Source organism: Rhodococcus ruitaii (genome assembly GCF_055230935.1).
Map to the genome: position 1 here is coordinate 1 of NZ_JBUYWC010000030.1, position 21,619 is coordinate 21,619.

Sequence of the window (21,619 nt, forward strand, 5' to 3'; positions counted from 1 at the left end):
GCGGTCCATCGACGTCACCAGGTTCGGCGACACCACCCCCCGGATCATTCGAGAGACAGGGGCGAGAAGTCATACCGAACTTGGCGACCGTCACCCTGTGTTGCAGGGCTATGAAAAAGGTAACGGGCGACTGCGGTCGGCACCGAAGCATGCGCACCGGGCCAGTCATCGACCATCAGGCCAAGCGCTGAAGGAACGGAACCAACCGTTCACCGGGCCATTCGAAGCCTGGAACGCGGCTGCCGCCCTGATGGGTTCCGCGATCCTGGCTTCGGCGACGCCCCTCGGCCTGGCGTAGAGCTTCGGCTGACAGGCCGGGAACCACACATCGACAGGAGAGACCCATGAGCACTGAAGACGACGTCCGCCGGCTCGCCGCCGCACTGCCCGAAGTAACCGAGCGAACTTCGTACAGTACGCCGGCGTTCTATGTCGCCGGCAAGATCTTCGCCCGGATACACGAACGACCCGACGTCCTGGTTTGCTGGCGCGAGAGTCTCGAAGAACGCGACGCCCTGCTCCGCGCTGCTCCCGATAAGTTCTTCACGACTGACCACTACAAGGGACACGCCAGCGTCCTGATCCGACTCGAGCACGTCGACGTCGCGGAACTGTCCGAGCTGCTCTTCGAGGCGTGGGAAGCCCGCGCACCCAAGCGACTGCAGACACCGGTCAATTGACCTCGATCTGTCGTGCCGGTGACCGGCAAGACAGTTGGGTGGAAAAATGCTGGTACAGGACTGATGCCGTGGTAGAGGCGTGCGCCCGATCCGATCGGGTGTACGCCCGGTTCCACGGTCCGGGAAGCGCCTTTCATCTCGTGCGGTCGGGGAATCACCGTCAGGTGAACGCGCAGCGGATACCTCGCCAGGTCTTTGTGATCGCCTGAGCCCACCGCCAACTCGCATCGATCCGGCTCTCGGCCGCAACAAGTGGCAAAGGTTCTTCCTCGGGGAATTGCCGGCGTTGGTCGATGCCGCACTGGGAACCAATGGTGTGCAGGCAATCGCAGCGAATTCGATGACCGCGACCGCGGTGTTGCAGTATACGATCGCCAAGCCCGGTTCTCCTCCACGGTCGCCGGGTACAGCGGATGCGCGCAAAACCTCTGATCCGATCGGCAAGGAGTTCATGAAACTTGTTGTCGAAACCTATGGTGGCGGCGACATCCGGAACTGTACCGCGAGGACGATGACCCCCTGTGGGTGCAGAACTATCCCGTGATCAATGCCGAGGGACTGCGTGGAGCCCGACTGTTCGTGCCCGACGCCACCGGCCTGCCCGGTCCGCATGAGACGCTCGGCAGCGAGTTCACGATCGGCGACCCCGATGCCAGCACCCCTGAGCAGGCAATGGCATTGGCCAACCAAGTGGTCGTCTGCGGCGTGATCGAAGGGGCTGTGCATTGGTGCACGACGAACCGGCAGACTCGTCTGAACGATTTGGATATCCGGCCACGTTCGATCTACAGTCCCGGTGGTACCCACTCATGGGGTTACTGGCAGGACGCGTTCTACCGGTCGTGGCCGCTGCTGGCGGAAGGGCTGAAGCTTCCGCAAGCAGCGCAGTGAGCGGGATGTGTTGGCCCGGGGCCGGCGGACCTGCATTTCGGTGCTATCGATGCGCAGTTCGACACCCTCGGATGCGGCGTAGGCGAGCACATCGGCCAGGGTCCGCAGCTGCTACCCGGGTGTGTCGGGCACGGCGAACCCCCGCTGCGCCGGCAGGGCCCGGACCTCGTGCGCGGCGCCACCGCGGCGTGCGCCAGCCGGCACCGCGCTATGCTCACCACGTGGCACTCCTGCATGCAGCCCAATTGTCGCCCACCAAGCCGGAACTGATCGCCGCCTGGCTGCCGTCCGCCGACTACTACCCGGGAACGGCCCCGGTGCTCGAGCAGGTCGGCGCATACCGATTCGACGACCCCGACGGTGAAGTCGGGATCGAAACCCATCTGGTGCGCGACGCCGACGGCTCCGTCTACCAGGTGCCACTGACCTATCGCGGGGCACCGCTGCCGACGGCGCACCTGGTGGGTGAGATGGAGCATTCGGTGCTCGGACACCGCTACATCTACGACGCCACGACCGACCCCGTCTACATCCGGCAGCTGCTTGCCACCATCGACGGTGCCGGACGCGAAGCCGAGCAATTCGTGCACGTCGACAGCGCGGAGCCGCGGAAGATCGAGAACACCGTGCACGTCCGGGGAACCGGATCCGGCTCGGGGTCTGTCCCCACGGTCACCGAGCTCCGGACAAGCACTGCCGGAACCGACACCGTCATCGCGGCGGGAGAGACGACCGTGGTGGTGCACCACCGCCTGGTCGATACCGAACCCACCGGACCCGCGCTACTCGGCGAATGGGACACCGGCCCCGCGCTTCTCGCACACATCCGGTAGGCGAGCAGCCGGAACACGCGCGGCAGCGGAAGAAGCCGCGCCGTGTCTCCGGCCGCGGGGTGCAACCGCGTCAGCCCGTGATCTCGTGCAGACCCGACCGGTCATCATCCTTGTCTCCGCTCAAAAGACCTTTCTGCAGCGTCTCGAACACGGCGAGACCCTGACCGACCATGCCGGAGATGGTGTCGTTGACCCCTTCCTGACCGTTGAGGATGGTCAGGTTGGAGTTCGCCAGGCCCTGCGCAGCGGCCTCCACGATGAGCGGCAACTGCTCGATCAGGGTCTGATCCAGCGCGACACGGTCGTTGGACGCGGCAGCCTCGGCCAGGATCCGGATCTCCTCGGCTTTCGCCCTGGCCAGGATCTCGGTCTCGCGGGCCTTCGCCTCGGCCGGCTTGATGACCTCGCTCTGCAGTTGCTTCTCTCGCAGTTCCGCCTGTTTGATGGCCAGCTCCGACTGCGCCTCGAGGACCTCGCGTTGCGCGGTCGCCTGCGCGAGCGGCCCGGCCTGCGCGGACTCCGCCTTGGCGCGGTCGGTCTCGGCCAAAATCTCGGCCTCCTTGATGGCGGTCTCGCGCGTGTACTCCGCCTGCCGACGACGGGATTCCTGTTGCGCTTCGGCAGAGGCCCGATCCGCTTCTGCCTGCGCAATTTTCGCTTCCCGCTCGACCTGCGCGAGGTGCGGTGCGCGCAACGAATCGATGTAACCGGAACCGCAGTCGTCGATGGACCGGATCTGCATCGAATCCACGATCAGACCCATCCGGCCCATCTCCACATTGGAGGAGTCGAGCACTTGTGAGGCGAGGACCTCACGCTGCCGGATGATCTGCTCCACCGTCATCGAACCGATGATCGACCGCAGGTGACCGGCGAAGATCTCCCCGACGGTACCGGCCATCGCACCCGTCTGCGAGGACAGGAAACGCTGCGCAGCGTTGACGATCGATTCCCTGTCGTTGCCCACCTTGAATGCGACCACTGCACTGACCGACAATTCCACACCCTGGGTGGTCACACAGGTTTCCTTGATGAGGGCCTCGTGCAGGTCCAGCGACAGGATGTCTGCTTTTCGCAGGACCGGGATCACGAACGCCCCCTGCCCGGTGACCACACGAAATGGTGCCCCATCTCCTCCGCGGTTCCCGCCGGAGATGAGCAGGGCCTCGTTGGGGGCGGGCACTCGATAGCCGAACATTCGGACTCCTCTGTGTTGGGTAGTGCTGGGTCGGGTGTTCAGGTACTGCCTGGTCGGCCAGTGCCGGTCTCACCGGTGACATCCAAGTCGAGCCACGGCTCGACGTCCAGGGCACGGCCACCTCGGTCGGTGACCACCAAGACGGTGGACATCGTGGGCAGCGGCTGCGCGGACCACGCGGTGTAGGTCTCGCGGCCACCGCGGATCGTCAATTCCACCTGTCCGGGCCCCTCGGCCCCGCGGGTGGCCAGCGTGAGTCGTCCGATCTTCCCGATCGGAGTCTGGTCGGACATGCGCGGGCTACTGCCCGGCGAGGGCTGCGGTGAGCGCCCCCACGGGCCGCTCGACACCCCACCGCTGCGCGAGCGCGGTCAACGCATCCGGATCGGCCGGCGACGACGGCAACTCATCGGACTTCGAACGCTGCACCGACGCGTCGGTGGCCACCCGCACCACCGGCATCGCCACGTCCAGATAGTCGGACGCGGCGACGAGCTTGCTGCGTATTCCTTTCGCGAGCGACGTCGACTCGTCGAGTGCCGCCGCGCGCACCGCGGCGAGCGACCCGTACTGCAGCAGCAACCCGGACGCGGTCTTGTCCCCGATGCCTTTGACGCCGGGCAACCCGTCCGACGGGTCGCCGCGCAGCACCGCGAGTTCCGCATAGGCGGCGCCGGCCCGGTCCACTGGAACACCGTATTTGGCTGCGACCGATCCTGGGTCGAACAACTCCGCTTTCGCCAGACCCCGACCCACGTACAGCACCCGCACCGGCACGGGGGTGTCGGTGACGACCTGCAGCAGATCACGGTCGCCGCTGACCACCACCACAGGATCGGTGCGTTCGGTCGCGGCGAGCGTGCCCATCACGTCGTCGGCTTCGAAACCGTCGGCGCCGCCCGTGGCGATGCCCGCGGCGGCGAGGATGTCGAGGATCACCGGGATCTGCGGGCTCAGCGCGGGCGGAACGTCTTCGACGGTGCCGTCGAGAGAGTCGGCGGCGACGCGGTGCGCCTTGTAGCTGGGCACCGCCGCGACCCGGAATGCGGGCCTCCAGTCCAGATCCAGGCAGGCGACCATCCGAGTGGGGTGATGGCGACGAATCAACGTTGCGACCATGTCGACGAACCCACGGATCGCGTTGATGGGGGTGCCGTCGGGGCCGGTGAGGGAATCGGGCACGCCGTAGAACGCGCGGAACCACAGGCCTGCGCTGTCGAGCAGCATCAGCGACGGTGCCCCGCTGGGATGTGCGGAAGTGTCGGGTTCGGTCACGGACCTCATCCTGCCATCTGTCGGCGGGCATTAGGCTCGACGACATGAGCACCGCTGAGTCCCGCTTCCCCGCCGTCCGCTACGGAGCCCGACTGCGCCGCGCCGCCGAACTCGGTGCCGCCGCCGGACTCGATGCGCTCCTGATCACCCCCGGCCCCGACCTGCGTTATCTGATCGGGTCCCGCGCCGAATCGTTCGAACGCCTCACCTGCCTGGTGATACCCACCGACGGGTCGACCCCCGCGGTCGTCGTGCCGCGCCTGGAACTGGCGTCGCTGAACGACTCCGCCGTCGCCGAACTCGCACTGCCGGTACGCGACTGGGTGGACGGGCAGAACCCGTACGCGATCGTCGCGGAATTCGTCCCCGCCGAGGGGAAGGTCGCGGTGGCCGACGCGATGCCGGCGTTGCACCTGATCCCGCTCGCCGCCACATTCGATCACGTCCCGACCCTCGCGACGCCGGTGCTCCGGGACCTCCGCATGATCAAGGACAGTGACGAGATCGAGGCGCTGCGCCGCGCCGGTGCAGCCATCGACCGGGTGCACGCCCGGATGGGGGAGTGGCTGCGCCCGGGCCGCACCGAAGCGCAGGTCGCCGCGGACATCGCCGCTGCGATCATCGCCGAAGGCCACACCGAAGCGGCGTTCGTGATCGTCGGGTCGGGTCCGCACGGCGCAGATCCGCACCACGAGGTCTCCGATCGGGTGATCACCACCGGGGACATCGTGGTCATCGACATCGGAGGCCCGGTGGAGCCGGGCTACAACTCCGATTCGACCCGCACCTACAGCATCGGCGAACCGGATCCCGCGGCCGCCGAGAAGATCGCGTTGCTCGAGGCCGCGCAGCAGGCCGCGGTCGACGCCGTGAAGCCGGGAGCGCGCGCCGAGGACATCGACGCCGCAGCCCGCGAACTGCTCGCCGCCGAGGGCCTCGCGGAGGTGTTCGTGCACCGCACCGGGCACGGCATCGGATTGTCGGTGCACGAAGAGCCGTACATCGTCGGCGGCAACACCGAACCGCTGCGGGCGGGCATGGCGTTCAGCATCGAACCGGGCATCTACCTCCGCGGTGAATGGGGTGCCCGCATCGAGGACATCGTCATCGTCACCGACGACGGCTGCGAATCGGTCAATCGGCGTCCGCGCGGGCTGACGGTGTTGCCGGGCTGAGCGGCAACCGCCGACCGGCGGGGATGCGTTCGACGACACCGCCGGCGAACACCTCGTAGAGCGGCAGCGTCTCGAGATGGACATACCCGATGTGGCAGTCACACACCGCATTCGGGCACGGACGCGGCCGTAGTGCGCGCAGGTAGGTGCCGTCGTAGAGGTTGCCGAGCGGCGCCGCGACGAAATGACAGCGCCGCACCAGCCCGTCACCGTCGACGCTGATCACGCTCTCCCCGGTACGGCACGGCAACCCCGCCGCCGGGTGCGGGTGCGCCGAATACGCGAACAGCGGATCGAGCGCAGTCCACACCGCCTCCTCCGCCGGGTCGTAACTGCGGCCTTCTTCGGCGTTGACCCACAGATACGTGTGGTCGGGCAACGCCGCGCGCAGCGCGCGTGCGGCGTCGAGATTGTCGGCGAGTCCGACGATCCCCACCGAATGCCGGATCCCCATCGCGTCGAGTTCGGCGGTGCGCGCCACGAATGTCTCGAGGGTGGTTTCACCGGGATGGTAGGTGCACCACAGGGCGAGCCGGGTGGGGTCGGCGGCAGCGAGCCAACCGGTGCGACACGACAGGTTGGTCTGCACTGCCACGGTCCCGACGTGCGGGAGGTGCGACAGGGTCACCAGCGCGTCCCGGTACCACGAGCGGGTCAAGGCCTCGCCCCACGGGGTGAACAGGATCGAGAGCTGCCGATGCCCGTGCGGGTTACGGACAACCCAGTCGACGAACCGGGCGAGTGCGGCGCGGTCGGCGCGCAGCGTGGCGGGACTGTCGCGGCGTTTCGCGAACGGGCAGTACGGGCAGTCGTAGTTGCAGCTCGCCAACGGACCGCGATACAAGATCGTCAGCTCGAGTGCGGCAGGGCCGGTCATCGGGGTGCGGCCGCGGCCATCGCCGCACGGATCGAAGTCGACACCAGCCACGGGCCGATGACGTCGGAATGGGCGAGCCCGTCGTCGGTCAACCGGATCCAGGTGCCACCGGCGGGATCGGGCCGGTGGGTGGCCCAGCCGCGGGCGGTCAACTCGTCGAGTTCGGGGATGTCGACGGTCGGATCGGTGCCGAAGCGGGTGGTGTAGTCGGCGGTGCGCATCCCGTCGGTGCGCAGCAGGGTCTTGATCAGCCAGCGGCGACGCTGCTCCTGCTCGTCGAGGTGCACGCCGACGCTGGCGCCGGTGAAATCGGTGGTGGCGCTGTACTCGTCGAGGATGGTGCGGACGGCGGGGATCCCGACGGCGTAGTCGAAGGAGTAGTGCAGGGTGTCGGTGTAGGAGCGGGCGCCGCAGCCGAGCCCGATCATGCCGTCGTCCTGGCAGCAGTAGTCGGTGTCGTCCCCCGGCACATCGGCGCGCCGGAACTGCCGCATCGATTGCTGTCGATATCCGGCGGCGGTGAGCACCGCGACACCCTGCCGATACAGGTCGAGACGGTGGGTGTCCCACTGCGGATCGTGCCGGTGCTCGTCGCCGGCGCGGCGACCGAGCCCGGTGAGTGGCCGCACATACAGCGGATACAGGTAGATCTCCTCGGGACGCCGCGCGAGTGCCGTGTCCAGGGAGTACTGCCAGGTGTCGGGACTCTGCCCGTCGATGCCGTAGATCAGGTCGAGGTTGACGACGGGGAACCGGCCGTCCTGCAGTCGGTCGAGGGCCGCGTCGACGTCGACGCGGCGCTGGGGCCGTCCTGCCGCGTGCGCTTCACGGTCGAGGAAACTCTGAACGCCCATGCTGACGCGATGCACCCCGCGGTCGGCGAGCACCGTGAGCCTATCCGCGGTGGCGGTGGCCGGGGAAGTCTCCACCCCGATCGGCAGGTGCGGCAGCTCGGGAGCGAAACCGGTGAGGATGTCGAACAGGTCGTCGAGTTCGGCCGGTTCGAGATAGGTGGGGGTACCGCCCCCAATCGCCGCCGTGGCGAATCGGGCGTCGCGGCCGGTCGCGTCGAGTTCGATGCGGACCTGCTGAGCCTGGCGGCGCAGCGCCTGCAGATAGTCGGCGACCCGGTGGGCGGGTGGTCGGGCGGTGGTGAACAGATTGCAGAAACCGCAACGCATCTCGCAGAACGGGATGTGCGCGTAGAGGAACAGCGCCGACACGTCCTGCTCGGCCCACACGTCCCGCAGTCGCGGCGAAGGGTCGAGGGGCCGGTAGGCGCTCTTGTGCGGATACGCGTACAGATACCCCTGATACGGGGACGCATCCAGATCGATGCCGATCCCGCTCATGCCGATACCTCCGTCGTGTGCGGCAGCACAGTGTGTGCGTACGGCACCGTCCACACACACTCGTGCGCGAGGCGATGCCCGCAATAGTCGTCGTCGCCGTAGGCGGTGCCGTGATCGGAGCACACGATCAGGAACACCGGCCGGGGGCCGGCGGTGAGCATTTCGGTGAGCTTCGGGATTCGCGAATCGACGTACCGCAGCGCCGCGGCGTGACTGGCGAGGGTGTCGGGGCGCCGCGTGTCGGGGGTGCTGGCGAAGCCGTCGAGGTAGAAGTGGTTGGGCTGATGCAGCGCTGCGATGTTGAGGAACACGAACCGGGGGCGTGGATCGTGCACGGCGAGGCGGGTGTCGAGCACGTCGAGTTGGTGATCGAAGCAGCCGGGGTCGGTCACGCCGGTGGCCTCGCTCCAGTGGCTTTCCTCGAACAGGTCGGGTAACACCGACCCGAGCGCGGTCTGTCGGTTGAAGAATCCGACGCCGCCGATGCACACGGTGCGGTAGCCGGCGGCGGCGAGCGCACCGACGACGGTGGCCTCGTCGAACAGCCAGGTGCCGGACCCGAGGAGATCTTCGGTGTGGCCGGGGAACTGTGCCGCGAACAACCGGTCGTGGTCGCCGCCGTCGGCGGGGGTGGGCAGGAAACCGGCGAAGAACGCCTGGTGGGCGGGGAAGGTGAACGTCGCGGGGGTGTGGCGGCGTTCCCACCGTCCACCGGGGAGCAGTGCGGCGAGGTTCGGGGTGCGGCCGGCGGTCAGTTCGGTGTCGGCGACGTCGAAGCGCAATGTGTCGAGGGTGACGAACACGATGTCGTGGGTGCCGATGACATCGGCGAATGCGGGAATCTGGATCATGCGGTGAACGCTCCGGTCAGGCTGTGGATTTGGGCGTCGTACGTGTCGTGCTCGCGGCGGTGCAGGCCAGGCAGGTTCGGCAGTAGATCACCGAAGGCGTTCACTTCCGCGACGGCCACCGGGATGGGCTGCGACCCTGAAGCAGCGCTCGCCCCGACGAGCACGTCGACCCCGACGGTGTGCATGCCGGGGAAACATCGGGCGGCGGCTTCCGCAACGTCGAGCATCCGCTGCCACCCCGCATCGCCGAGCGCCGCGCGCAGTGTCGCAACCTCGCCGCGGGTGTTGCCGAGATGTAGGTTCGTCACCGGCCCATGCGAGGTGCGCACCACCGCGTGGGTGGCGGTGCCGGCGACGACGAGGACCCGCACATCCACGGCCGTGCGGTGCACGACGAGTTTCGGAAACCACTGTTCGATGTGCAGTCGCTGCGGGGCGAGGGCATCGACGAGGGCGCCGACCTCCGTGTCGCCGCGGAACGTGCCGGGCCTCAGGCTGTTGACGAGCATCCCGTGGTGCCACCGCACCGGCCCGCGGGCGAGCACGTCCGCGCCGACACCGCGTCCACGCAGTTGCAGCGCGAGCACTCCGGACGCGGACGAACCGTGGGCGGGTTTGACGAACACCCTGGTCCAGCCGCGGGTGCGTAGCCTGCCACGCAGGTCCTCCCAGCCGCGGACCGCGGTGGTGCCGGGGGTGTCGAGCGCGGCCGGTACCGGAACGGCTGCGTCGTCCAGACGTGCATGGCAGGCGGCCTTGTCGAAGAGCACCGCGAGGTCGCCGGGATGGGCCGTCAGGTGTGCACCGGCCGCGGTGGCCGCGGCACCGAGCCCGGCGGTGGCGGTGGTGAACCCCCGATACCAGGCAGGACCGGCGGTGATCGCGCCGCGCGGTGCGCAGTCGGGTACGCCGCGCAGCAACCGATCGACGATCGGGTCGTCGCCGGGGGAGTCGATCCGCACCAGCGTCGACGCTCCCGGCGCGGCCAGGGCCTCGGTGAGGACAGCACCCGCGCGGGCGGGTCCGTCCGCGAGGACGGCGTGCCAGCTCACGACCCGCGGCGCGGGCAGCCCCGCCCGCCGCAGCGCCGCGGTGAGCAGGGCGGTACGGCGACTACCCGGGTTTCCGACGACCAGCAGTTCGGGAGTGGATGTCATTCGGAGACAGCGGTGTACAGGTAGACCTCGTCGTTGTAGGTCTCGGGTTCCTGCCGGTCGGTTGCGGAGATCGCGATCTGCGGGTGCGTCGAGCGCAGTCGCCGCAACGCCTCGTCGGAGACGAAGTGATGGTCGAGGATCAGGGTGCGTACCGCTCCGAGCTCACCGCCGGTCAGTGCCTCCGCACCGGTGTCGGTGAGGGTGCCGTTCGACAGGTCCAGCCGGGTGACGCGTCGCAGGACCGCGGCGCCGTCGAGGGCCTCGGCGATGCTGTCCACGAGTTCGCTGTTGCGCAGCCCCAGTTGGGTCAAGGCGGGGAAACGGTCACCGGCGAGCAGCGGCGCGATCGGGTCGATGGTGGTGATCGCGCCGTAGTTCTCGACGCCGAGCCAGATCTCGAGGTCGGTCAGCTCGGGTGCGTCGAGGGCGAGCAGCGCCTCGAGGTAGCGCTGTTGCAGACCCCCGGATTCGACGGTCAGGGAACGCAATCGCGGCAGGGTCGGGGTGGCGAACGGGACCGGATCGCCCATCACGGAGGAACTGCCGCCCCGCAGGTGCAGGGTTTCGAGGTGGGGGAACGCGGCGAGAACCGCGCCGAGGTCGCCCCAGTCGATCCAGGAGATCTCGGATTCCTCGAAGGTCATCTCGCCGAGGAACAGGTGCCGGACGGCAGGGAACGCCGTGAGCAACGGCACTACCTTGTCGGTGGGAAGCGGATCGCTCGCCTCGGTCCAGCATCCGAACACCAGCGTGGTGATCTGCCCGGCCCAGGGTTGACCGGCGAGGGACAGCAGATCGTCGACGAATCCGTCGTCGCCGCGTCGCCAGTCGGTTGCGACCTTCCACGCGACCGCGGCGGGATCGGCGGGGGAGGTGGTCTCTGCGGTGTACTGCTGGACGGGGAGTCCAGCGAAGGTGCTGGTGGGGGTGTCGATCGTCACCGGTGATGCTCCGTTTCCGAGGGAGTGCGTCGGTCGAACTGTGCCGTTGGCACCTTATGCCAGGGTCCCGACACGTGCCCGACCGCGGCCCGGCACACTGACGTCATGAGCAACACCACATCGGATTCGAGTTCGACCGCAGGCATCGTTGTCGTGTTCGGGGGGCGTAGCGAGATCGGCGTCGAGATCGCCGCACGGTTGGCGCCGGGACGCACGGTGGTGCTGGCCGCGCGCCGCGCCGACCACCTCGACGAACCGGTCGCACTGGTGCGGGCCGCAGGTGCGACGGAGGTGCACACCGTCGAGTTCGACGCCGATGCCCTCGACACCCATCCGGCGGTGCTCGACTCGATCACTGCCGCGCACGGCACGATCGATGTGGCGGTGTTGGCCTTCGGGATTCTCGGCGACCAGGCCCGCGCGGAAACCGATCCCACGCATGCGGTCGCGGTCGTGCACACCGACTACGTCGCCCAAGTCGGGTTGCTCACGGTGCTGGCGCAGCGCCTGCGCGCGCAGGGCAGCGGCCGCATCGTGGTGTTCTCCTCGGTGGCCGGCTGGCGGGTACGCCGCGCGAACTACGTGTACGGGTCGGCGAAGGCCGGTCTGGACGGATTCGCGTCCGGTCTGGCCGACGCCCTGCACGGCAGCGGTGTGTCGCTGCTGTTGGTGCGGCCCGGGTTCGTTATCGGCCGGATGACCGAGGGGATGAGCCCGGCACCGTTGCCGAGTACCCCGCCGCAGGTGGCGGACGCGACGGTGCGGGCGTTGCAGCGTGGTCGCGGTGAGGTGTGGGTGCCGGCGGTGCTGCGGCCGGTGTTCTTCGGGATGCGGTTGCTGCCGCGCGCGGTGTGGCGGCGGTTGCCGCGGTAGGGCCGGCCGCGCGCAGTGTCAGGGGCGTGACGGTCGCGGATTGATGGTGTCGCTGTCCCACTGGACGCTCATCTCGACCGAGACCTCGAACGCTTCCAGCTCGGACGATTCGAGGATTGCCTCGAGGCACTGCCTGGACCCGCCCACGTAGCTGGCCATCAGGTCGATATCGGTTGCCACGCACCATGTTCGGTCCTGCGGCCACCAGAGGTTCGGCGAGAGCAGAGCGCGGAATCCGTTGTCTGCCGCGGTGATCGAATCAGCGATCAGGAACATCGTCATCCACCCCGCCTTCATGCGCCCGGCGTGGTCCCGGACCTCGTCGAGGATGGTGTTACCTCCCCATATCGCGAACCAGCACCGGTCCGCAGTCGCGGTGAAGGGTGTGAGCGCGGCGATCAGTGCGCGGAGGGTCGGGCCGTCCAGCTCTCCGGTCGCCGGGCTTGTGTCCCACAGGCCCGGCTGCCCCTGACTGCGGATCGGAGCGGCCGTGATGAAGTCCCACTCCATCAATGGGTGGGCGGTACGTCCGTTCGCATCAGCGACCTCCCCGCCAGGTGACCGCCTCGACCTCACCGGCCGCCGGACCGGTCCGTCGATGCGCGGGGTGCAGAACGCGTGCGTATGCCTCGAACGCCGGCGGCACCACATCACCGACCAACGTGCCGCGATGGCCGTCGGCGAATCGCGACAGGGCGTCATGCACCCATTCACCGGCCGATACGTCCCGTTGGAAACTTTCCGCAGCCCACACGCACCGTAGCCTCCCACGATCTCGCCGACTGCACCCGAATCTTGCCCCGAAGGCGCCCGGGTGGAAATGGACTGGTAGCTTCCGTGAGGCGATCCACGCCATCCAGGAAAGCGCCCAGGAACGCGTCGATCTGATGTGGGGGCCGCAGATCGGGGAACTTCGGGGACCATATGGAGAGATATGGGAAATTTCCCATATCGACCTATACCGTTCCATCTCGTCGCTCGAAGCAAGCGTCGAAGCGATCACCACCGCTCTCAAATCACGGGGAAGCGCCTTCGGCCTGTTCATCGACGAAAATGCAGGACCTCGACTCCGACCTGCTTTCGGCGCTGGTCACCGTCCAGCACCGGGCCGGCCAACACGAATGACCGTTCTTCCTCGTCGGCGCTGGTCTCCCCAACTTGCCTGCCGTCCTGGCCGAGAATCGCTCCTACGCGGAAAGCCAGTTTCCCTACAACACACAGTCGGTCCCCTCGACAGAGACGCCGCTGCCGACGCGCTGAGGATCCCGGTCCGCCACCACGGAAGTGATTTCACCGACGACGCGCTCGAAGTGCACGTCACCGCCAGCGGCGGCTACCCGTACCTCCTGAAGGAGTTCGGCAGGGCAATCTGGAACCTCGCACCGGAGGCACCCTTCCAAACGGACGACGCGATGTCCGCGAAACCGCGATCTAGAAGGGTCTGGTCTGGGCACCCGAGCACGGGCGGATCGCGTTCACCGTGCCCGGCATGGCGGATCTCATTCGGCGCCAACCCGCCGCCTGAGCCGTGCCCCGGCGACAGTGCTGAAACACCCACTACTGCCCGTTGCGAAACTTGTGTCATCACAACAGATATACAGTCGACTGCGATGCGTGCCCCAGGAGAGCGCATACTGGGCCGATGCAGTCGTCGTTCTTCGATGCCCTCGACGCGCTCATCCGCTCGGCGCGGATCCGGATCGACCGGCCCGAACGCTCTGTGCACCCGCGGTTCCCGGAGGTGATCTATCCGCTGGACTACGGTTTCCTCGACGGCACCACCGCTGTCGACGGCGAGGGTGTAGACGTGTTCGTCGGTAGCCGTGCGGGTGCCGGTATCACCGCGGTCGCGCTCACGGTGGACACCCGCAAACGTGATGTGGAGGTCAAGGTCCTGCTGGAGTGCACACCCGGAGAGATCGATGAGGTTGCCGCGTTCCTGTCCGGGACGCTCCAGCTCGGGACGACGATCATTCATCGCTGAGTATTCGCCGACGGCAGCGGCCGTGTCCAAGGGGGAGAGGTCACCATGACCTGGTGCAGACGCCACGTCGGATCCGCGGCACTGGTCGCGTCCATCGGCGTGGTGACGGCAGCGTGCATCACGGTCGATGTCACCGGTTCCTCTGCCGCCGAGTCCGATCGAACAGCGCGGGAGTCGTGTGCTCGTTTCGATTCGTTCTCCGGGCAGCTACGGGTCGGGGATCCATCACACACGCCGCCGAGCCTCGTCCCCGGCGACGGTCCACTCGAACTCGGCGTCATCGACTCTCCCGCGGACTACCCGTTGCTGGAGTCCATCGAACTCGGCGAGGAAGATACCGTCGTCTTCACGCTCAGCGGGGACGGTCTCGTCGGTTGGTCGGCCCGATTCGTGCAGGAGCCACGGTTACGGGCCACCGATGCCGCCGTCCCGATCGCAGGTTCGTGCATCCTGCAGATCGATCTGAGTGGTGCACGCACGGGCGTCATCTGGCAGGACGATGCTGTGCCCCTTCGGCTGGCATCCGAAGGCGATGCCTCTGCGGTGGTCGAGGTCCTGAGCTATCCCAGCAGCGCCGCCATCGCCCAGTCGTATCTCAGCACCCGGACCACGATGCCGACCGTGATCGTCGATTCACCCTCTGAGGCAGGAACACTCACGATCACGATCGAAACCGAAGGCGGATAGGCGAGAACCGCGCCCGCGTCGGATCGAACCGGTACCGGCGTCCACGATCTCGAAGTGCGTGCCAATGTCGTCATCCCCACAGGACTCCACGGGTGGACAACTCGACTCCCTTGTCCCGACAGCACGGGTTACCCTCGGTGCGGTTCATGGACGAGACGGGGGAGGCGTGAAACATGAGTGAGCGACGCACGATCACCTCGGTGGCCCGGGCGATCGGGGTGGCGATGACGGTGGGGTTCGCCCTGATCTGAGGTGCACCCGCTCAGGCGACGCCGGAAACGGGATCGGGGGATCCCGTCGTGTTGCCCGCCGGAGACGTGGTGACGCCACCGATCGAGTGCGGACCTACCGCCGAGCATCCACGCCCGGTCATCGTGTTGCCGGGTGCCGACGGCACCGTTTTCGAGACCGCAGACCAGTGGTCCACCGTCATTTCGGCGCTCCACGACACCGGCACGTGCACGTTACTTTTCCAAGGCGGCGTCGTGGACGACAAGCGCTGGGCCGGAAGCATCCGCGACGGCGCCGGGCAGCTCGCGCAGTTCGTCGAGTCCGTCAGGGCTGCAACCGGCGCCGAGAACGTCGATCTCGTTGCGCACTCCGCCGGTACGGTCGTCTCCAACTACTACATGAAGGTATTGGGCGGGGCGAGCAATGTGACGCACGCGGTGTTCTTGGCCCCGGAGGGGCGGGACTGCGACGGCGCCGGGTTCCTCGCCGCATATGGCATCGACAATCCACCCATCACTCCCGTGCAAGTGCTGCAGGCGTTGCCGTTTCTTTCCTCTGCCCTCGGGTATCTCTCGCCCGATCTGGCTGTCGCGCTGCAACTCGCACCCGGTTCGGACGTTCACACGAAGGTGTTCGCCGACGGAGCGATCACCCAACCCGGCGTGCGGTATGCGGTGCTGGCCACCGAAAACGACCAGGTCGCGACACCGGCGGGAACATGCTCGTTCATTGCGGAACCGGGTGTGACGAACACGCTGTTCGAAGCGGCCTTCCCGGGTGCACCGGCGGTCGACCACTCGAGCCTCCGGTCGAGCCCTGAGGCAGCAATGTGGGTCATCGAACAACTCGCGTCCTGATGCGTGCGCTGATGCCGGGCGATGGGTGGAACCAGGCTTCACCGGACCGGGAGCCGCCGCGGTCCGGGCCCCTCCTTCGCCAACACGTCCCCAGGGTTCGCCAACGGGCAACTTTTCAGACTCAGACACCCGCACCCGATGCATCCGGCGAAGTCGTCACGCAACTCGGTCAACGCCTCGATACGGCGGTTCAACTCGTCGTGCCACATCAGCGACAGCTGCGCCCAATCCTCCGCAGTCGGCACCCGACTGTCCGGAAGCGAATCGAGAGCCTTCCTGATGTCCTCCAGAGACACACCGACACCCTGCGCGATCCGGATGAAGGCCACGCGGCGCAATGTGTCGCGCCGGTAGCGACGCTGGTTGCCGGACGTGCGACGACTGTCGATCAGCCCTCGTGACTCGTAGTAGTGCAATGTCGATACCGCGACACCGGAACGCTCGGACAATTGCCCGGGTGTCAGCCAGACGCCAGCAGTCATCGGCACCTTTCTCGGTAGGGCACGTGCGTGTCGATCCTGTGCTGCACAGTACCGAAATGTCGCGCGCAGTTAGGGGACAGGTGGACCTGAGGTCGGCGCTGTTCGGTCACGGCATCCGCCGGGAGCGGCCGACGAGCCGGTGTCAGATGCGAAGAATCATGGTGAGCGAGCCGTCCACGCTGCCGACCGGCGTGAATCCGACCCGTTCGTACAGAGCACAGGCGTAGTTGTCCGGTTCCACGCTGAGGCTGATCGCTGATACTGCCGCGCCACGAGCGGTGTCGACGAGTGCGCGGAGTAGGCTTCCGCCGACGCCGCGCCCTCTGAGGGGGCGGACGACTGCCATGGACATTTCGGGTATTGCGGGGTTCACGAAACCGTAGCCGGGGTCGTCTGCGGAGAAGTACCGCAGCCAGGCTGCGCCGATGGGGGCGCCGCTGTCGATGTCCTCCGCGACCAGACCGAGGTCGCCGATTCGGGGCCAACCCGAGATGTAGTGGGCAAGTTGCGGACGACGCAGAACCTCGTCAACCGTGCCGCGCGGTCCGTCGGGGCGCCAGAACGCGGCCTCGACCAACATGTCGGTCAAGAACGACGTGTCCGCAGCACCGGCTGCGCGAATAGTCGAAGGCATGCACACAGCGTCGCACCGCCTGTGAGGATTCGCCAGTGGACGACGGAGTCCAGCCCGGCTGCCGGACAGTACCGCCCGAGGTCACGCAGGGGAGTGGTCAGACACTCGACCGGCAATCAGGGTTGACGAGAGTCCGTTCCCCTGCCTATCGGGCATGGCCGTTGACGCCGGGGAGATCAACGAGATGCCGATAGCGGCGAGGTGACACCGGACGATCTCACCGTTCCTACGGGTGCGATACGGCACCATTGTGAAGCGGAGCAGCTTCTAGAGTCGGTGCCGCACAGTCGGTTTGATGGATAATGGTGATTATCCATCAAGATCAACTCTCAGGGGGAGGTGGTGTGCGGCGTGGGGAGCGACCCTTTCGGCTCGCCGTGCCGACACCTGTAGCCGGCACATGAACATGCCGAGGCGCAACGCGAGACGATATGCGCCTTGCCGCACGCGCTGACGCACTGGCTCACCGACGACATCCCGGGCGACATCGACTCCGGCGTGGGGACTCCGGCGTGGGGTGCCCGGCGTGCTCGTCGATCAGACCACGGGCAACAACGAGCCCGCGGACGGCCCCAGCGATCGGTCCGCGACATCACCCTGGGTGATGCCGCGACCCGAACCCACCCTGAGCGGCGATCGGGTAGGCCCAGATCTCGGTTACTTGACATAATGTAGATTATCGGCATTATTTGGATGTAGGTTCACCTGCGGTTTTACAGGCATCAGCCAGCGTCGCTCGTGTGCGCATCGACTTCGACATACGCTTCGCGCGGTACATCGGTCCGCGCTGCCGCCGATGGCGTCGTCGCATCGCCGGTCGCTCGTCATGCGATGCGCCGACGTTTTCACCGACCGGGATTCCTGGCAGGTCTGCCACCAGTATCGAATATTCGACCCGCCGTCCCGTCGACGGCCGACACCCGCATCGAATTGTTCGACCTTGATCGATGTCCCGTCCCCCCACGCACCCAACCAATCCAGCCAAAACGTCACTGTGACGTTTTGGCAGGGGTTCTGGGTGTCCACCACGGCGTGGCACCCCCCAGCGGATCACCCTTGTGGCCTCTGCTGACACCGTTTCTGCGTTCTGCACCGAGCGCGCTCGATGCTCACTCCCCGACAACCCTGCCGCAAAACAGAAACGTCACAGTGACGTAATTGGACTCAGGCCCGCGCCTCCAGAACCAAGTTGAACGGTGTTTCTGTCGCGCGACGGAAGTCACCGAATCCGGCCTCCGCCGCAACCGCAGCGAGTCGCGTCTCGCCGGCCTGCGCGCCGAGACCGAGCGCGACAGGTTGAGCGAGCGATGAGGGCGTGCACAGCACCGTCGAAGCCGCGTAGTACATCCGCCCGACCGGATTGAGATTCTCGGCGAGGCTGTCGTGCGCATACGGTTCGACGAGCATCACAGTGCCGTTGTCAGCCAGTGTGTCGCGCGCATGCGCCAGCGCACCGACCGGGTCGCCCATGTCGTGCAGGCAGTCGAAGTAGCACACCAGAGCGTAGTCGTGACCGGGGTAGTCCGCTGCCGATGCGACCGTGAAGTCCACGTTCTCGACGCCCTGCTCGGCTGCCAGTTCTCGTGCGCGGGTGATAGATTCGTTGTGGTAGTCGAAGCCGTGCACCGCCGAGTTCGGGAAGGCCTGCGCAATGAGTGTCGTGGAGACGCCGTGCCCGCATCCGATGTCGGCCACCTCGGCGCCGGCCGCGAGTGTGTCGACGACGCCATCGAGTGCGGGGAGCCACGCGTCGACCAGATTCGCGCGGTAGCCCGGCCGGAAGAACTGTTCGGTTCCGGTGAACAACTCGGTGTCGTGTTCATGCCAGCCGAATCCCCGACCCTGACGGATTCGCTTGGTGATCGCCTCCCGGTCCTTGAACACCGCGCTGATCAGGTGGTAGCCGCCGGCAAGATAGACCGGGCTGTCGATGCGGGCGAATGCCATGGCCTGCTCCGGCGTCAGCGTGAAGGTGCCGGTGCTCGCGTCGTACATGAGATACCCACTTGCAGCTTGCGCCGACAACCATTCCCGCGCATAGCGTTCACGCACTCCGGTACGTTCAGCCAGCACATCGGAAGTCGTCGGGCCGTTCCCGTCGAGCGCTTCCCAGAAACCCAGATCGAGGCCGATCATGACCAGCGCGCTGTTGAGTGCGGCGCCCATGTCGGTGACCAGTTTCCCGAGGGTTTGCTCCAGCGTGTCTTGATCGATTTCCTGCATGCCAGGTGTGGTCATCGCACACCTCCTCAGGTTAGTGATGTACAGCACATTCTAGGCGCTCGCGGGGTCGACCCGGCCGATGCAGTCGGGCATCATCGCCGCAGCCCCGATGATCGCGAACTGCGACAGGGTACCGGTAATGGATGACCATCGACCCTGACCGATCGACCACGGAACGCGTTAGGCTGAGGCACCTTTCATCCGAGGAGGCAATGTTGAGCCATGAAGTGAAGATGATCGTGCTGTCGACCGACGACCTCGACGAATCAATCAAGTTCTACAGCGACACCCTGGGTATGGGTCTCAAGTTCCGCGACGGCACGCATTTCGCGGCCCTCGACGGCGGTGGCGTCACCCTGGCACTCGCCACCTCGGTGGACCACCCGATTCACGGCCAAGTCGTCGTCGGCATCAAGACCGACGACGTGGACGGCGCCGCGAAGGCCATCGAAGAGGCCGGCGGCGGCATCGTGAAGGGCCCGTACGACGATGCACACGAACGCCGCGCGGTGGTGTACGACAACAAAGGCAACGGCTTGGTGTTCTACAGCCCGCTTCCTCGCTGACCGACTTCCGTCGGCGCCCGGCCAGTTCGTCCCGATGGGCAGGCCGGAGCGCCGTCCGTTGCAGACAGCTACAATCAGTAGCAGGCTGCAACGCAAGGAGGTCGTGATGGCTCCGTCAACCGACAAGGTCACCCGATTCGACGCGGAACTCGTCGACAGCGCCATCGCCGAAGGTGGCCGGCAGAACCGCACCGGGCGGCAGCAACTCGAATACTGGGCACGCATCGGGCGGGCCATGACCGCCCACGAGAGCGCCTCGCTACGCCGTGTGCACGACGCGTTGTCCGGGTCGCGCACGGTCTCCGATCTCACCGATGCCGAGGGGCGGCTGTTCAACGCGGAGATCGACTCGCGGCTCGCCGATCATCTGGCGGATATCGACTATGTCGGTGTGCTCGCGGGGCGCGGTGTCACGACGGTCGTACTCGATGACGAGGGCCGTCTGGTCGAACGGCATCCGGATGGAACGACGCGCGTGCTCGACGACGCATGAGGCGTCTGGATCTGGTGGTCGGCCCGAACGGTGCCGGCAAGTCGACGTTCGTGGAGTTGTCACTCGCTCCCCTGCTGCCGCTCAGTGTGTTCGTCAATGCGGATGTGATCGCGCAGCAACGGTGGCCGGATCGGGCCGAGGAAATGTCGTACGAGGCGGCGCAGGTCGCAGCGACGGTGCGGGACCGGTTCATCGCCGAGGGACGCTCGTTCATCGCGGAGACGGTGTTCTCGCACGAGTCGAAGCTCGAGCTCATCGATCGGGCGCAACGCGCCGGGTTCGTGGTGGTATTGCACGTGATGATGGTGCCCGAGGCCATGTCGGTCGCGCGTGTGGCGCACCGGGTGTCCGCGGGTGGGCATTCCGTGCCGGACGACAAGATCCGGGCGCGGTATCAACGATTGTGGCCGTTGGTGGTCGAGGCGATCCGTCGTGCGGATCAAGCCACGGTGTACGACGCGGCTTCGGGGACGCCGGCGCCGGTGGCGCGGTTCGCGGCGGGAGCGCCGGTCGGGGCGGTGCGATGGCCGACATGGACACCGTCGGCGTTCGCCCTGCTCGGGTAGCGGTGCACGGCACAACAATTTCCAGGGAGATACATGTTCGAGCTGACTCAGCCGCTGGCGACCGTATTCACAGGAGGGGGCGTCGTCACAGCTGCCGCGCTTGCATTCGGGAACGGGGCACTGAACCGTCGGATGGACATCCGCCATCATGAAGAATCTAGGGGTCACGACCGGGAGCGCCTCAGAGCGGACCGATACTCGGCGTGTTCGGAGCAGCTCGGTCACACGGCCGCAGCAGTTCGCATGGCCGGGATCTACGGCATGTTCTCCCTCGCTGATGAGTGGGTGGCGTCCGGGAATGACAGCGACGCCCAAACGGCGATCGACGTCATCCGGCGGTATGCCTGCAGCCGGCCGCCCCACGATGCCGACAACCTGCAGGGCGAGATGTTCGTCCGCAAGGTAGTGCTCGAAGAACTGTCACACCGATCGGATTGGTGGTCGAAGGCTCAAGCGGGGCCTCGACTCGAAACCACCTCGACCCACATTCAGCAGTTGACGCGCTGGTCACATCTCAACACGGATCTGGAATCATCGATGCTCCACACAGTCGACCTACGGTCGACGAAATTGGCAGGCATCAACCTGAGCCGTTCCATTTTGGCGAATGCAGACCTGTCAGATTCCGACTTCGAATTGGCCAATCTTTCGGATTCCTCGCTGGCGGTGTCAAGGGACATCAGGGCATCCCCGTAGGCGGACAGGTCGTGTCCCTGTGTGCGGACAGCTGATCTCCCTGTGGGCGGTCAGCTGATCTCCCGCACCGGGTCAGGCCAACGGCATCACCCCGCGT

General features: G+C 66.8%; 26 protein-coding genes. 13 read left to right on the forward strand and 13 right to left on the reverse strand.

Going from position 1 to position 21,619, the window contains the following annotated elements:
• From ACZI8W_RS25730 to ACZI8W_RS25745, 4 genes are all read left to right on the forward strand, one after another.
• Positions 1–298, forward strand: a 298-nt coding sequence (locus ACZI8W_RS25730; RefSeq protein WP_463371373.1) for a hypothetical protein, incomplete at its 5' end; no start/stop codon positions are given.
• A 46-nt stretch (positions 299–344) separates the two neighbouring features.
• Positions 345–680, forward strand: coding sequence for an MmcQ/YjbR family DNA-binding protein (locus ACZI8W_RS25735; protein ID WP_463371374.1), 336 nt, complete (start codon positions 345–347; stop codon positions 678–680).
• A gap of 540 nt (positions 681–1,220) precedes the next feature.
• Positions 1,221–1,571, forward strand: a complete 351-nt coding sequence (locus ACZI8W_RS25740; protein ID WP_463371375.1) for an alpha/beta hydrolase — start codon at positions 1,221–1,223, stop codon at positions 1,569–1,571.
• Between the two features lie 221 nt (positions 1,572–1,792).
• Positions 1,793–2,404: a CG0192-related protein gene (locus ACZI8W_RS25745; protein ID WP_463371376.1), complete on the forward strand. Its 612-nt coding sequence runs from the start codon at positions 1,793–1,795 to the stop codon at positions 2,402–2,404.
• Positions 2,405–2,474: 70 nt separating this feature from the next.
• On the opposite strand, the gene ACZI8W_RS25750 is transcribed toward ACZI8W_RS25745, so the two are convergent.
• The 3 genes from ACZI8W_RS25750 to ACZI8W_RS25760 are packed head-to-tail and all read right to left on the reverse strand — an operon-like array spanning position 2,475 to position 4,886.
• Positions 2,475–3,602, reverse strand: coding sequence for a flotillin family protein (locus tag ACZI8W_RS25750; RefSeq protein ID WP_463371377.1), 1,128 nt, complete (start codon positions 3,600–3,602; stop codon positions 2,475–2,477).
• 38 nt (positions 3,603–3,640) lie between these two features.
• A complete protein-coding gene (locus ACZI8W_RS25755; RefSeq protein WP_463371378.1) occupies positions 3,641–3,895 on the reverse strand; it encodes a hypothetical protein in 255 nt (84 codons plus the stop codon).
• A gap of 7 nt (positions 3,896–3,902) precedes the next feature.
• Positions 3,903–4,886, reverse strand: a complete 984-nt coding sequence (locus tag ACZI8W_RS25760) for a 5'-3' exonuclease (protein ID WP_463371379.1) — start codon at positions 4,884–4,886, stop codon at positions 3,903–3,905.
• Positions 4,887–4,921: 35 nt separating this feature from the next.
• On the opposite strand from ACZI8W_RS25760, the gene ACZI8W_RS25765 reads away from it, so the two are divergent.
• Positions 4,922–6,052, forward strand: a complete 1,131-nt coding sequence (locus ACZI8W_RS25765; RefSeq protein WP_463371380.1) for a M24 family metallopeptidase — start codon at positions 4,922–4,924, stop codon at positions 6,050–6,052.
• On the opposite strand, the gene ACZI8W_RS25770 is transcribed toward ACZI8W_RS25765, so the two are convergent.
• The 5 genes from ACZI8W_RS25770 to ACZI8W_RS25790 are packed head-to-tail and all read right to left on the reverse strand — an operon-like array spanning position 6,012 to position 11,230.
• Positions 6,012–6,980, reverse strand: a complete 969-nt coding sequence (locus tag ACZI8W_RS25770; protein ID WP_463371381.1) for an STM4011 family radical SAM protein — start codon at positions 6,978–6,980, stop codon at positions 6,012–6,014. The genes ACZI8W_RS25765 and ACZI8W_RS25770 overlap by 41 nt on opposite strands.
• A complete protein-coding gene (locus tag ACZI8W_RS25775; protein ID WP_463371382.1) occupies positions 6,926–8,281 on the reverse strand; it encodes an STM4012 family radical SAM protein in 1,356 nt (451 codons plus the stop codon). Before ACZI8W_RS25775 ends, ACZI8W_RS25770 begins: the two co-directional genes overlap by 55 nt.
• Entirely contained in the window at positions 8,278–9,132 is an 855-nt protein-coding gene (locus tag ACZI8W_RS25780) for an STM4013/SEN3800 family hydrolase (RefSeq protein ID WP_463371383.1), read from the reverse strand. Before ACZI8W_RS25780 ends, ACZI8W_RS25775 begins: the two co-directional genes overlap by 4 nt.
• Entirely contained in the window at positions 9,129–10,289 is a 1,161-nt protein-coding gene (locus ACZI8W_RS25785) for an STM4014 family protein (protein WP_463371384.1), read from the reverse strand. Before ACZI8W_RS25785 ends, ACZI8W_RS25780 begins: the two co-directional genes overlap by 4 nt.
• Positions 10,286–11,230 carry an STM4015 family protein gene (locus ACZI8W_RS25790; protein ID WP_463371385.1) on the reverse strand — a complete coding sequence of 315 codons (945 nt, stop codon included), beginning with the start codon at positions 11,228–11,230 and terminating at the stop codon, positions 10,286–10,288. The genes ACZI8W_RS25785 and ACZI8W_RS25790 overlap by 4 nt, the downstream gene beginning before the upstream one ends.
• Positions 11,231–11,335: 105 nt before the next feature.
• On the opposite strand from ACZI8W_RS25790, the gene ACZI8W_RS25795 reads away from it, so the two are divergent.
• Positions 11,336–12,103 carry a decaprenylphospho-beta-D-erythro-pentofuranosid-2-ulose 2-reductase gene (locus ACZI8W_RS25795; RefSeq protein WP_463371386.1) on the forward strand — a complete coding sequence of 256 codons (768 nt, stop codon included), beginning with the start codon at positions 11,336–11,338 and terminating at the stop codon, positions 12,101–12,103.
• Positions 12,104–12,121: 18 nt separating this feature from the next.
• Here ACZI8W_RS25795 and ACZI8W_RS25800 read toward each other — a convergent pair whose 3' ends face one another.
• Together ACZI8W_RS25800 and ACZI8W_RS25805 are read right to left on the reverse strand one after the other, a co-directional pair.
• Positions 12,122–12,616: a hypothetical protein gene (locus ACZI8W_RS25800; RefSeq protein ID WP_463371387.1), complete on the reverse strand. Its 495-nt coding sequence runs from the start codon at positions 12,614–12,616 to the stop codon at positions 12,122–12,124.
• A 25-nt stretch (positions 12,617–12,641) separates the two neighbouring features.
• On the reverse strand, positions 12,642–12,857 hold the full coding sequence (locus tag ACZI8W_RS25805) for a hypothetical protein (protein ID WP_463371388.1): 216 nt from the start codon (positions 12,855–12,857) through the stop codon (positions 12,642–12,644).
• 888 nt (positions 12,858–13,745) lie between these two features.
• Between ACZI8W_RS25805 and ACZI8W_RS25810 the strand changes: the two genes are divergently transcribed.
• The 3 genes from ACZI8W_RS25810 (at position 13,746) to ACZI8W_RS25820 (ending at position 15,862) form a co-directional block, all read left to right on the forward strand.
• Entirely contained in the window at positions 13,746–14,087 is a 342-nt protein-coding gene (locus ACZI8W_RS25810) for an inorganic pyrophosphatase (RefSeq protein ID WP_463371389.1), read from the forward strand.
• A 45-nt stretch (positions 14,088–14,132) separates the two neighbouring features.
• A complete protein-coding gene (locus tag ACZI8W_RS25815) occupies positions 14,133–14,774 on the forward strand; it encodes an AMIN-like domain-containing (lipo)protein (protein ID WP_463371390.1) in 642 nt (213 codons plus the stop codon).
• Between the two features lie 320 nt (positions 14,775–15,094).
• The gene (locus ACZI8W_RS25820) at positions 15,095–15,862 is read left to right on the forward strand and encodes an esterase/lipase family protein (RefSeq protein WP_463371391.1); all 768 of its coding nucleotides are present in this window, start codon (positions 15,095–15,097) and stop codon (positions 15,860–15,862) included.
• Positions 15,863–15,900: 38 nt separating this feature from the next.
• On the opposite strand, the gene soxR is transcribed toward ACZI8W_RS25820, so the two are convergent.
• The 3 genes from soxR to ACZI8W_RS25835 all read right to left on the reverse strand — a co-directional run bounded on the left by soxR (position 15,901) and on the right by ACZI8W_RS25835 (position 19,216).
• Positions 15,901–16,344: a redox-sensitive transcriptional activator SoxR gene (gene soxR / locus ACZI8W_RS25825; protein WP_463371392.1), complete on the reverse strand. Its 444-nt coding sequence runs from the start codon at positions 16,342–16,344 to the stop codon at positions 15,901–15,903.
• A gap of 142 nt (positions 16,345–16,486) precedes the next feature.
• On the reverse strand, positions 16,487–16,978 hold the full coding sequence (locus tag ACZI8W_RS25830) for a GNAT family N-acetyltransferase (RefSeq protein WP_463371393.1): 492 nt from the start codon (positions 16,976–16,978) through the stop codon (positions 16,487–16,489).
• A 1,164-nt stretch (positions 16,979–18,142) separates the two neighbouring features.
• Positions 18,143–19,216, reverse strand: a complete 1,074-nt coding sequence (locus ACZI8W_RS25835) for a class I SAM-dependent methyltransferase (RefSeq protein ID WP_463371394.1) — start codon at positions 19,214–19,216, stop codon at positions 18,143–18,145.
• Positions 19,217–19,413: 197 nt separating this feature from the next.
• On the opposite strand from ACZI8W_RS25835, the gene ACZI8W_RS25840 reads away from it, so the two are divergent.
• The 4 genes from ACZI8W_RS25840 to ACZI8W_RS25855 all read left to right on the forward strand — a co-directional run bounded on the left by ACZI8W_RS25840 (position 19,414) and on the right by ACZI8W_RS25855 (position 21,522).
• Positions 19,414–19,767: a VOC family protein gene (locus tag ACZI8W_RS25840; RefSeq protein WP_463371395.1), complete on the forward strand. Its 354-nt coding sequence runs from the start codon at positions 19,414–19,416 to the stop codon at positions 19,765–19,767.
• 106 nt (positions 19,768–19,873) lie between these two features.
• Positions 19,874–20,260: a TA system antitoxin ParD family protein gene (locus tag ACZI8W_RS25845; protein WP_463371396.1), complete on the forward strand. Its 387-nt coding sequence runs from the start codon at positions 19,874–19,876 to the stop codon at positions 20,258–20,260.
• Entirely contained in the window at positions 20,257–20,826 is a 570-nt protein-coding gene (locus ACZI8W_RS25850) for an ATPase (protein WP_463371397.1), read from the forward strand. The genes ACZI8W_RS25845 and ACZI8W_RS25850 overlap by 4 nt, the downstream gene beginning before the upstream one ends.
• A gap of 243 nt (positions 20,827–21,069) precedes the next feature.
• Positions 21,070–21,522, forward strand: a complete 453-nt coding sequence (locus ACZI8W_RS25855; protein ID WP_463371398.1) for a pentapeptide repeat-containing protein — start codon at positions 21,070–21,072, stop codon at positions 21,520–21,522.
• The last annotated feature ends 97 nt before the right edge of the window (positions 21,523–21,619 follow it).

Coding starts and splice junctions, on each gene's coding strand:
- ACZI8W_RS25735 (WP_463371374.1), top strand. CDS start 345: ATGAGCACTGAAGACGACGTCCGCCGGCTCGCCGCCGCACTGCCCGAA.
- ACZI8W_RS25750 (WP_463371377.1), bottom strand. CDS start 3,602: ATGTTCGGCTATCGAGTGCCCGCCCCCAACGAGGCCCTGCTCATCTCC.
- ACZI8W_RS25765 (WP_463371380.1), top strand. CDS start 4,922: ATGAGCACCGCTGAGTCCCGCTTCCCCGCCGTCCGCTACGGAGCCCGA.
- ACZI8W_RS25850 (WP_463371397.1), top strand. CDS start 20,257: ATGAGGCGTCTGGATCTGGTGGTCGGCCCGAACGGTGCCGGCAAGTCG.
- ACZI8W_RS25815 (WP_463371390.1), top strand. CDS start 14,133: ATGACCTGGTGCAGACGCCACGTCGGATCCGCGGCACTGGTCGCGTCC.
- ACZI8W_RS25760 (WP_463371379.1), bottom strand. CDS start 4,886: ATGAGGTCCGTGACCGAACCCGACACTTCCGCACATCCCAGCGGGGCA.
- ACZI8W_RS25835 (WP_463371394.1), bottom strand. CDS start 19,216: ATGACCACACCTGGCATGCAGGAAATCGATCAAGACACGCTGGAGCAA.
- ACZI8W_RS25780 (WP_463371383.1), bottom strand. CDS start 9,132: ATGATCCAGATTCCCGCATTCGCCGATGTCATCGGCACCCACGACATC.
- ACZI8W_RS25845 (WP_463371396.1), top strand. CDS start 19,874: ATGGCTCCGTCAACCGACAAGGTCACCCGATTCGACGCGGAACTCGTC.
- ACZI8W_RS25795 (WP_463371386.1), top strand. CDS start 11,336: ATGAGCAACACCACATCGGATTCGAGTTCGACCGCAGGCATCGTTGTC.
- ACZI8W_RS25810 (WP_463371389.1), top strand. CDS start 13,746: ATGCAGTCGTCGTTCTTCGATGCCCTCGACGCGCTCATCCGCTCGGCG.
- ACZI8W_RS25785 (WP_463371384.1), bottom strand. CDS start 10,289: ATGACATCCACTCCCGAACTGCTGGTCGTCGGAAACCCGGGTAGTCGC.
- ACZI8W_RS25755 (WP_463371378.1), bottom strand. CDS start 3,895: ATGTCCGACCAGACTCCGATCGGGAAGATCGGACGACTCACGCTGGCC.
- soxR (WP_463371392.1), bottom strand. CDS start 16,344: ATGACTGCTGGCGTCTGGCTGACACCCGGGCAATTGTCCGAGCGTTCC.
- ACZI8W_RS25840 (WP_463371395.1), top strand. CDS start 19,414: ATGTTGAGCCATGAAGTGAAGATGATCGTGCTGTCGACCGACGACCTC.
- ACZI8W_RS25775 (WP_463371382.1), bottom strand. CDS start 8,281: ATGAGCGGGATCGGCATCGATCTGGATGCGTCCCCGTATCAGGGGTAT.
- ACZI8W_RS25830 (WP_463371393.1), bottom strand. CDS start 16,978: ATGCCTTCGACTATTCGCGCAGCCGGTGCTGCGGACACGTCGTTCTTG.
- ACZI8W_RS25855 (WP_463371398.1), top strand. CDS start 21,070: ATGGCCGGGATCTACGGCATGTTCTCCCTCGCTGATGAGTGGGTGGCG.